This is a genomic window from Stieleria marina (assembly GCA_007741555.1).
Lineage (GTDB): Bacteria > Planctomycetota > Planctomycetia > Pirellulales > Pirellulaceae > K23-9.
On sequence record CP036526.1, the window covers coordinates 98,470 to 107,877 of the forward strand.

General features: G+C 54.6%; 9 protein-coding genes and 1 riboswitch. Of the genes, 4 read left to right on the plus strand and 5 right to left on the minus strand.

All coding sequences use genetic code 11. The annotated features are described in order from the left end of the window. Window positions 1–4: 4 nt before the first annotated feature. Window positions 5–520 (minus strand): SixA phosphatase family protein, encoded by a 516-nt coding sequence (locus tag K239x_RS00410; protein WP_145415745.1) that lies wholly within the window; start codon window positions 518–520, stop codon window positions 5–7. A gap of 140 nt (window positions 521–660) precedes the next feature. On the opposite strand from K239x_RS00410, the gene K239x_RS00415 reads away from it, so the two are divergent. Further along, window positions 661–2,004, plus strand: coding sequence for an outer membrane protein assembly factor BamB family protein (locus K239x_RS00415; protein ID WP_145415746.1), 1,344 nt, complete (start codon window positions 661–663; stop codon window positions 2,002–2,004). A gap of 33 nt (window positions 2,005–2,037) precedes the next feature. On the opposite strand, the gene K239x_RS00420 is transcribed toward K239x_RS00415, so the two are convergent. Together K239x_RS00420 and K239x_RS00425 are read right to left on the minus strand one after the other, a co-directional pair. After that, complete coding sequence (locus K239x_RS00420) at window positions 2,038–2,790, minus strand: sirohydrochlorin chelatase (RefSeq protein WP_419189496.1); 753 nt, start codon at window positions 2,788–2,790, stop codon at window positions 2,038–2,040. A gap of 67 nt (window positions 2,791–2,857) precedes the next feature. Further along, window positions 2,858–3,229: a heavy-metal-associated domain-containing protein gene (locus K239x_RS00425; RefSeq protein WP_145415747.1), complete on the minus strand. Its 372-nt coding sequence runs from the start codon at window positions 3,227–3,229 to the stop codon at window positions 2,858–2,860. A 198-nt stretch (window positions 3,230–3,427) separates the two neighbouring features. Here K239x_RS00425 and K239x_RS00430 point away from each other — a divergent pair, with 198 nt between their 5' ends. Further along, complete coding sequence (locus tag K239x_RS00430; RefSeq protein WP_145415748.1) at window positions 3,428–4,936, plus strand: BBP7 family outer membrane beta-barrel protein; 1,509 nt, start codon at window positions 3,428–3,430, stop codon at window positions 4,934–4,936. A gap of 92 nt (window positions 4,937–5,028) precedes the next feature. Here the strand turns inward: K239x_RS00430 and K239x_RS00435 are convergent, their stop codons facing one another. After that, the gene (locus K239x_RS00435) at window positions 5,029–5,502 is read right to left on the minus strand and encodes a hypothetical protein (protein WP_145415749.1); all 474 of its coding nucleotides are present in this window, start codon (window positions 5,500–5,502) and stop codon (window positions 5,029–5,031) included. Window positions 5,503–5,505: 3 nt separating this feature from the next. Then, window positions 5,506–7,053: an arylsulfatase gene (locus K239x_RS00440; RefSeq protein WP_145415750.1), complete on the minus strand. Its 1,548-nt coding sequence runs from the start codon at window positions 7,051–7,053 to the stop codon at window positions 5,506–5,508. A 271-nt stretch (window positions 7,054–7,324) separates the two neighbouring features. Here K239x_RS00440 and K239x_RS00445 point away from each other — a divergent pair, with 271 nt between their 5' ends. Together K239x_RS00445 and K239x_RS00450 are read left to right on the plus strand one after the other, a co-directional pair. Further along, window positions 7,325–8,431, plus strand: a complete 1,107-nt coding sequence (locus K239x_RS00445) for an AI-2E family transporter (RefSeq protein WP_419189497.1) — start codon at window positions 7,325–7,327, stop codon at window positions 8,429–8,431. A gap of 432 nt (window positions 8,432–8,863) precedes the next feature. Continuing rightward, window positions 8,864–8,938: riboswitch (cyclic di-GMP riboswitch) on the plus strand. A 59-nt stretch (window positions 8,939–8,997) separates the two neighbouring features. Then, window positions 8,998–9,396, plus strand: a complete 399-nt coding sequence (locus K239x_RS00450) for a response regulator (protein WP_145415751.1) — start codon at window positions 8,998–9,000, stop codon at window positions 9,394–9,396. Window positions 9,397–9,408: the final 12 nt, after the last annotated feature.

The following is a 9,408-nucleotide window of genomic DNA, read 5'->3' on the forward strand; positions in this document are numbered from 1 at the left end:
TCGTCTAGAGCGATTTGGGCCGCATGAACTGAACCAATTGCAAACTCGTATCCGCGCCAAATAACTGCCACGATTCGACGTCGACTTCAAAAACGGCCACGGATGCTGTCGGCATCTCCAGAGCTTGGTTGGCCATCGCAGAGGCAAGCTGGGACATTCCCGGATTGTGAGCGACCACCAGCAGGCATGCGGCGTCGCCCCCTTCGCTACAGATCGTCTGAAAAATGCTCTCGGGACTCCCTAGGTAAAGTGAATCGCAAAAGCTGACTGGCAGATCATTCTCCCAACTGTCCCCCAACAGTTGAACCGTCTGGCGAGTTCTTTGCGCGGTCGAACACAGGACTCCCTCCGGCACGCAGTCTTGTTCTGCTAGCCAGATGGCCATGCGAGGCGTGTCGCGTTGTCCTCGTTGATTGAGCGGCCGATCGTGATCCGACATTGATCCATCGGACCAGTCGCTCTTTGCGTGACGCATTAAAATTAGCTTCAATGAAAACTCAGCGTTGTCGGGGCGAGGCATCGATGTGCGATACCTAAACGGTTGAAGTAAGGTCTATACTGACAAAATCTACATTGGAAGAACGCTGTGTGGCCAGTCTAATTGACGGCGCCGATCAGCCTGCTTCCGAATCGTCCCGCACCGAATCTCCATCCGATTGCATGAACCATTCAATCTCACAACTGTCCGTCGTCACCTTTGCTTTGCTACCCCTGACAATCGTGCTTTCCACCGCCAGCGCCGACAATTGGTCGGGTTGGTTGGGATCGCAGCGGGATGGAGTGTACCGCGAAAAGGGAATCGTCGACGAGATCCCAGACGAAGGTTTGAAGATTAAGTGGCGAAAAGCGATCGACGGAGGTTATGCCGGTCCAGCCGTCGCTGATGGACGCGTCTTTGTGTTTGATTACGTGACCAAATCAGGCAAAGCGTTTAACGATCCCGGTCAGCGGGCCACCCTACAAGGCGAAGAACGGCTGACGGCTTTTGACGTCGAAACCGGCGAACAGCTCTGGCAATTCAGCTACGATCGGGCCTACAGCATTTCGTATCCGGCCGGCCCACGCTGCACACCGACGATTGACGGGCAGCACGTCTACATCCTGGGCAGCGAAGGAGATTTGAAATGTCTGCAAGTCGCTGACGGTGAAGTGGTTTGGAGTCGAAATCTGAAGACGGATTTTGATGCTGAAGTTCCGATTTGGGGGTTCGCCGCGCACCCATTGATCGACGGCGACATGCTTTACACATTGGTCGGCGGCCGTGGCCAAACCGTGGTTGCGTTTGACAAAGCGACTGGCGAAGTGAAATGGAAATCGCTCAGTGCCAAAGCCGGCTACTGTGCGCCGCAGATCATCCAGGAAGGTGGCACCCGACAACTGGTGATTTTTCATCCCGAAGGCGTCGATGGATTGAACCCGGCAACTGGCGAAAGTTACTGGAACGTGCCGATGAAACCATCGTACGAAATGTCCGTTGCGCAGCCGATGATCGATGGCAATTTGATGTACGTCAGTTCGATTCATACCGAAGCGGTCTTGATCGAATTGGACAAAACAAAGCCCGACGCAAAAGAACTTTGGCGCGGTGAAGCCAAGAACGCAGTGCACTGCAGCAATTCGCCGCCCGTGTTTGTCGATGGTGTGATTTATGGAACGGATTGTTCGCAGGGCAGTCTGATCGCGGTGGACAGCGAAGACGGAACTCGGCTTTGGGAAACGTTTGCGCCGACCAAACCAGACGAAAAACGTTTTATCAAACACGGGACAGCCTTCGTCACGCGTCTGGGTGATAGCGATCGTTTTTTGTTGATGAGCGAAAACGGCGATTTGATCATCGCGAAACTCTCTCGCGATGCCTATGAAGAGAAAGGTCGATTCCATGTCCTCGAGCCGACGAACGAATCGTTTGGTCGGCCCGTTGTTTGGAGCCATCCAGCGTACGCCAATAAAACGGCGTTCGTCCGAAACGACAAAGAAATCGTTGCGGTGGATCTCGCGAAGTAGATTCGCTTCGGCCCTGCGAGCGGCGTCGCAGGACTACAGAGCGACTCGGTCTTTGATCGCTTGGGCGACCTGTTGATTTGGTCCTAGGTAGTCGCCCAGGTGAAATTTGACATCCGGGTGACGCTCGGAAGCTTCGGCGACCTGTTTTTCGATGGCTTGGTACAGCCTTCCCTCGAACAGAAGATGCGGCTGCACGACAACGTCTCGAACGTTGGGGTTGGCTGCGGCTTGATCCAGAATCTCTGGCAATCGCGGTTTTGCCATCGCATAAAAAGCGGTTGTCACCGATGCAAACGGTTCTCGGTGTGCAATCAACTCACTCAGGCACCGCATGTCAGCTTGAGCACACGGATCGTGGCTCCCGCGACCGACCATCACCAGGGCGGTCGATTGGGAATCCAGCGAAGCTGACGCGGATCGGATTCGGTGCCGCAACAAGTCGACGATGGCCCCATGCCGCGATAGTGGACCGGCCTGATCGAAAGTGACCTGGGGAGTTTTTGACTGGCATTCACGCACTAGATCAGGGATGTCCTGCTTGGCGTGGCCGGCTGCAAACAGCAATAGCGGCGATACGTGAACGTGCTGGACACCCGCTGCGACCAATCGCTCCCAAGCCTGCGGAATGGTCGGCTCTTGAAACTCCAGCAAGCAGGCGATGACCGGCAGGGGCGCAAGTTCTTTTTCCAGCAATCTGCCGAGCTGAAAAAATTGCTCCGTGCCTGCCGCGTCACGAGTCCCGTGGCCGACCAAGAGCACACCGCACCTCCGTTGGTCATCCGTCATACAGCACACCTCGATGGACGATGATCGTGGGACCACTGCGGATGCATGGCCAAGACTCAAGCCGGGATTACTGGACTACCTCGGAATCCTTGAATCCTTCTGCTTCAAGCAATCCGATGGCCTCGGTCACGTTGAAACCTGCGTCGTAATTCACAATCACCTGGCGATTGTCGACGGTGCCTTCTTCCTTTTGTTTGGCCAGTTCGACTGTCTTTACAGCGTCGGTCGCCTCAAGCGTCTCTTTGATTTTCGGAAAACACGAAAATTCGCACATCATGTCGGGCACGCTCATCGTCAGGGTGCCGGCTTCGCTTCGCACGTTTGCCTCGCTGGATACCGCGGTCACATCACTGGTCGATTTGTCGCCGGGGGTGGTCGCGATTCCGACGGCGATTCCAATCGCTGCCAGTACTGCGATGCCATAAATCACTGAACGCATTTCTATTTCCTGGAATGTCTGGAGAGAGAATATTTGTGAAACGACGTGGTCTTCAAACGAAGCTTCGACTGAGAGTCAAGGATTACTGCATGTTGCCACGTTGGCAAGTGTGTTTCACGACAATGGCGTGCTTGCATTTTGTCGCAGGCTCCTTCGCCTTTCGTCTTGACGTGGGATACGACATTTTCGGAGTTTGCCGTGAACTTTAGAAAAACCGACGATATTTCGGAAAGTTTTCAGGAGAATTCGTTGTTTCGCATTTGGCCGACACTGATCACCGCCCTTGTTCTGGGCGCCGCAAATTTAGCGGCTCAGAATCCGATGGCGGTCAATCAAGGGACTTTGACAGGTGGGTACATCCCAGTCGTCGTCAATGATCCTGTCGCGGGAGATCCGTACGCCATGGTTGCTGTCAGGCGTCAGCTCCCTTGGCTTGGCGGCACGGTTGGTGGCAGCCAGCAAACGGTGCTGGCTGGACCGACCAACAACAGCGGTCTCCTAGGTGGGCCAGGCATTCTTAACGGACCCGGACTACTTGGCGGACCAGGTTTGAACCGCGGCGGGCAAAGTGTTTTTGCTCAACCGTACTGGATCGGCAATGGCCAATTGTTTCCGAAAGTCCACAACACATTTGACCAACGGTTGTATCTGAACGCCGACTGGCTGCTGTGGGACACCAAAGGCATGGATACGCCGGAGCTTGCTACCAGCAGCACCGCCGGCACGCCTCGAGAAACTGCGGCCGTGCGAGGAGAAGCCGGATCATCGACCTTGTTTGGCGGTCGCGAGCTAAACGGCGATAGCGTTTCCGGTTTGCGAGTGGGCGGCGGAATGTGGATCACTCCGCAACAGAATTTTGCCATCGAAGCAGAGTACTTTCGGCTGGCTGAGCAAGATGATCGGTTTACCGGAAACAGCGATGGTAGCTTTATCATCGGACGGCCGTTCTTCGATATCGTCGCTGGCCAAGAAACCGCGCAACTGGTGTCGTACCCCGGGCTCGTCAGTGGCAGCATGAACATTGAAACGTCGACCAAATTTCGATCGTTCCTGATCAATGGACGTGCGTCGCTTTGCCCGCAAGGATGCAATCAATGCGGCTACCGTGATCATGTCGACTGGATCATTGGCTATCGCCGAATGAAACTGGATGACACGATTCAAATTGACGAAAACCTCAATTCGTTGCTGACAAACGCACCCGGCACGATCGCCGTCACGGACCGGTTTGACACCGAAAACGAATTCAATGGTCTACAGCTGGGCGTCGTGCACCGCGCGAATTTCCAACGTGCGTGGTTGGAATCCACCCTCCGAGTCGCGTTGGGACAGAACCAACAAACCGTGCGTATCAACGGAACAAACACGATCACCGAAGCCGGTCTGACTGATACGCTTCAAGGCGGGTTGTTGGCACAACGGACGAACATTGGAAAACACAGTCAGGACGAATTCACGATGATCCCCGAAGTCGGTTTTCGGCTGGGACTCCGTCTGACCAAAGCCCTCAGCGCGTCGGTTGGTTACAGCGTGATCTACTTTCCAAACGTCGTTCGCGCTGGCGACCAAATCGATACCGATCTAAATCCGAATTTGGTGCCACCAGAAGTCGTGCCGTTCTCTGGAGCACTTCGTCCTCGCTTTACGTTCAACGAGAGTGACTACTGGGCTCACGGATTATCCGTCGGCGGCGAACTGACTTTCTAGACGGCATGGTTGCGTCCGTCGCTTTGCGTTCACACTCGCGAACCGTGTTGTTGATCAAGTGATGTGATCAATCGTCCGGTCTGCAGACGCACCTACGTGAGTTGCGTGTCCAGGCGATGCCAGGCAAAAACGGTGATGACAAGATAAACCAACGATGCAATCCACTGCACCGTGGTGAGTTGATTGTAGCGTTGGTGACCGATCGTGAACCCATCTCGGTCAATGATCGTCGCATTGCTGACGTCAATCACCGCATCAAGTTGGCCGTGCACGATGAAAAGACCCAGCACGGCGCAACCCAAAATGGAGCTGCAGCCGATTAGCAAGCCGCCGTGGAGTGTCGATCGTTTTGCCACGATCAAAGCGTTCATCAGCATCAGCACAACCGCGGCCGCGCCTAGAATCTGTAGCCAAGCGGTCACTCGCTGCGTGATCAGCCCGCCATCCATTGGGTCGTTCAAAACGTCGTGCGAGATACGCACGACGATCCCTGTATAAAACGTCAGCCCGCCCCAATAGATTGCGAACACCAACAGCAAGAGCACGCGGTTCATCCAAATGGTCATGGACTATTTCTTGGCTGTCATCGTGTCAAAGAATCGCTGCGGAAAATCGGGTTCGATTGTCCGCGTTTCCAGATACGCGGCTTCCAGACGTTTTACGATCTCAGGATTCTCGCTTGCCAGGTCGTTTGCTTCGGCGCGGTCATTGGCCAAGTTGTACAGTTCCCAGGGCGATGGGGCTGCATTCTTGGAGTTGCATTTGCGTCGAACGGCTTTCCAGTCTCCGTCACGGACCGCAACCAACCCAGTGTAGCCAGTAAAGTCCCAGATCAACGGGGCGCTGCGATTCGGTGTGCCTTGACCTTTCAGTGCAGCGGACAGATCGATGCCATCAAGCTGCTGATTCGCAGGAAGCGTTCCGCCACTGATCGACGCAAACGTGGTGAACCAATCCGGGAAATACGATGGCAATTTCGATTGTGTTCTGGGCTGGACCTTTCCAGGCCAGCGAACCACGCAGGGCACTCGGATCCCGCCCTCGTCGACGCTGCCTTTGAAACCCTTGAGTCCACCGGCCGACTTGAAGAACGTGCACGCGGCGCCACCGACGTGAAATTTAGGATCACGACTTCCGTGCGTCGGGCCATTGTCGGATGTAAAAACGACGAGCGTGTTATCGGTCAATCCATGCTTCTCCAAACGGTCCAGAATCGTGCCGACGTGTTCGTCCAAGTCCGAAATCATCGCCGCGTACCCCGCCCGTGGTCGTGGATGTGGCAAGTATCCATTCTGTCCTCGGTAAGGACCGTTCTCTTCGTCCCAGCTAGCTGGATAGGTATCGATCCACTTCTGCGGCGGTTGCATCGCGACGTGTGGTTCGACGAATGGCAGGTACAAAAAGAAAGGTTTCGATTTGTTTTGGTCCAACCATTTCACCGCTTCGCTCAGAATGCGATCCGGTGCGTACACCTTGGCTCGATAGTCGTCCGCCTTGACTTCGCCTTCGGGTTTGCGATCGTGACCAGGAATCGGATAGGAATTGATGCGTACTTCCCTTTCGTTACTGTCCAAAAACGGAGGGTAATAACTGTGTGCGTTGCGCTGACCGTTGTATCCAAAGAATCGGTCAAAGCCTTGCTTCATCGGTGACCCGCTCGTGTTGGATGGACCCAGGCCCCATTTCCCAAACGCACCGGTTGTGTAGCCGGACTCTTTCAACACTTCGGCGATCGTCACGATCTCATCCGTAATGGGGAATTGTCCCGGATAGATGCGCCCGTTGCCGGAATCACGATTCGATCGAATCTCGGCGTGCGCCAGGTTTTGCCCGGTCATTAGCACGCAGCGCGACGGCGCACATACCGGAGCACCACAGTAGTGATCCGTAAACACCATGCCTTCGCTGGCGAGTCGATCGATGTTGGGAGTCTTGATCTTCTCCTGGCCGTAGCAACCCAGTTCTCCGTATCCCAAATCGTCCGCCAGAATAAAGACGATGTTTGTTTTTGTTTTTTCTGCGGCAATCGAAGACGACCCGACGGTACAAAGCCCCGCAAACAAGCCGATGAAAAGGGCCGAGAAAAACGGGGGTTCCGAAAGTGATTTTGAAGACATGGCTGCCGCGGCAAAGAGGTGGGAAAATTGAACGTTCAGAATTTGAAATTCTAAACGTAGACGCGTCCGTCGTCAGGAGAACTCTTGCCGGAAATCAAAAAACTAGGCGCCGGACACGCTCAGCAATCAATAGGCTGTCTTCACGCTCTTGCTCCTGCGCCCGCCTGTGCCGCGCTGGCGGGCAGGTGTTACGCTACTGCTCCGTGGTGTCCGTCGTGCTCAGCTTGTTCCGTCGCGACGCTCAAACTGCCGTGTCTCCGACGAATGTCGAATGATGAAGACAACCGATCACTTGGGTTTGAACCCAAAGACTCACTTGACCGAATCCCGCGTGCAAACGATCTGTTTGATCGTCATCGCTGTTTTTGCCGCCATGTATGCCGTCTACTGGCTGCGGCCCGTTCTGGTGCCATTCGTCGTTTCGGTCTTCGTCGTCAGTGGGCTGGTGCCAATTCTGTCGGGGCTGGAAAAACGACTGCAGGTCAATCGCTTGGTCGCTGCGATGATCACGCTTGTGGTGGGGATGTTCGTGCTGGCCGCGTTCGTCGTCTTGATCGGCAATTCAGTGACCGAGTTAAGGCAAAACTCCGACGCCTACTTAAACAGTGTCGAGGAGTTGGTGGGGAAGTTTGAATCGCAGTTTCCCAGTCTGTTGTCGTCAGTCAGTTCTGATACTGACCAAGAACCATCGGAGCTGCTGGTCGGCGACAAAAAGCTAGGGGATTGGATCGAATCGGCAACACGATCCGGGATCGGCGAAGTGTTAGCAGTACTCGCAGGATTGGTCTCATCCAGCATTGTTGTTTTGATCTACGTTTTCTTCTTGTTGATCGGTTCGCCTTCGCATCAAGAGTCGGGCACTGTTCTGGAAATCGTGCGCGAAGTGCGGACTTATCTTCGAGTCAAAACAGTGATTTCGGCGCTCACGGGGTTGGTCTTCGGTTTGATCTTGTGGATGTTCGGTGTGCCGATGGCGTTTGTTTTCGGATTGCTCGCCTTTTTGTTGAACTTCATTCCCAACGTCGGCCCGCTGTTCGCAACATTGTTGCCCATTCCACTGATTGTGTTGGCCCCGGATGCCAGTTTGCTATGGATCATCGCCTGCATCACGATCATCGCGACCGTCCAAGCCGTCAGCGGCAATATTGTCGAGCCCCGCATCATGGGGCAGTCGTCCGACCTGCATCCGGTCACGATTCTGACCGCGTTGATGTTTTGGGGCATGATGTGGGGACTGATGGGAATGTTTCTGGCAACACCCATCACGTCGGTGATCAAACTGCTGCTCGACCGCAGCAAAACCACTCAGCCGATCGCCAATCTGATGGCCGGACGTTGGAACGAAACGACCGACAGGCAACCAACGGCAGTGCCGTAGAAGCGACCAGATCGCGAATGTTTCCTTCGCGCAAAATGGCGTGAGTCGTTCGGATGGTCGGCTCGGCAGTGACAATGCGAAGTTTACAGCGCGTTTACCATTGTCCTTTTTGCGTCCTGTAGCACGCGGGCTAAGGGTGGCAACTCGGTACAGTCATCCACTCGATTGATCCGTCTGCTTTCACTTCATCTCGCTGATTAGCCTTCAGACACGTGTACAGGCGTGTTGAATTTCTGGCACTTGTGTAGCAATGACTGTTGAACACCGGATTACCCGCATCGATTGCGCCATTCCGACACGTTTCCTAGCCGTTCGCATTTGACTCTTGCGATCTTTGACACATTCTTCAGTTGAGTGCGGCTAAGTCGCATTCATCACGGGGAATCTCGGTGTACCAATTCAATTCCACTTGGTGTGGGACTCTGAACGGGTGTTTCGAAACGGCAAACCGATCGCGAGATTGGGACGCAAAGCTACGGATCTCTTTGAGACCGCCGGGCTACCAAAAAACTAACCCAACAAAACGGCTTCCGATCGCACGATTCGCGAGAAAATCGGTTCGCTGTTTGGAGATCCCCGTGGACCCTATGAAAATTCTCGTCGCCGACGATAGCCACACTATCTGCACCTTGCTTCGGCGATGCCTGACCGGCGCAGGATACGATGTCATTCTGGCCCACGACGGAAAGCAGGCCGTCGAACTCGCAAAAAGCGAGCTTCCCGATCTGGTCATTCTTGACATCCAGATGCCCGAAATGGACGGCTACGCCGCTTGCGAAAAGATCCTGGCGATCAACCAGCAACGTGAGCGCCTCCCGATCATCTTTCTCACCAAACGTGACGGCGAGCACCTCGCCACGCTTGGCAGCGAAATGGGGGCCTATTTGCAAAAGCCGGTGTGCGAAGAAACCCTGCTTTCGACTGTTCGTGCCCTATTGAGTCGATCATCGACCACAAGCGTATAGGGGAGCTCAGGC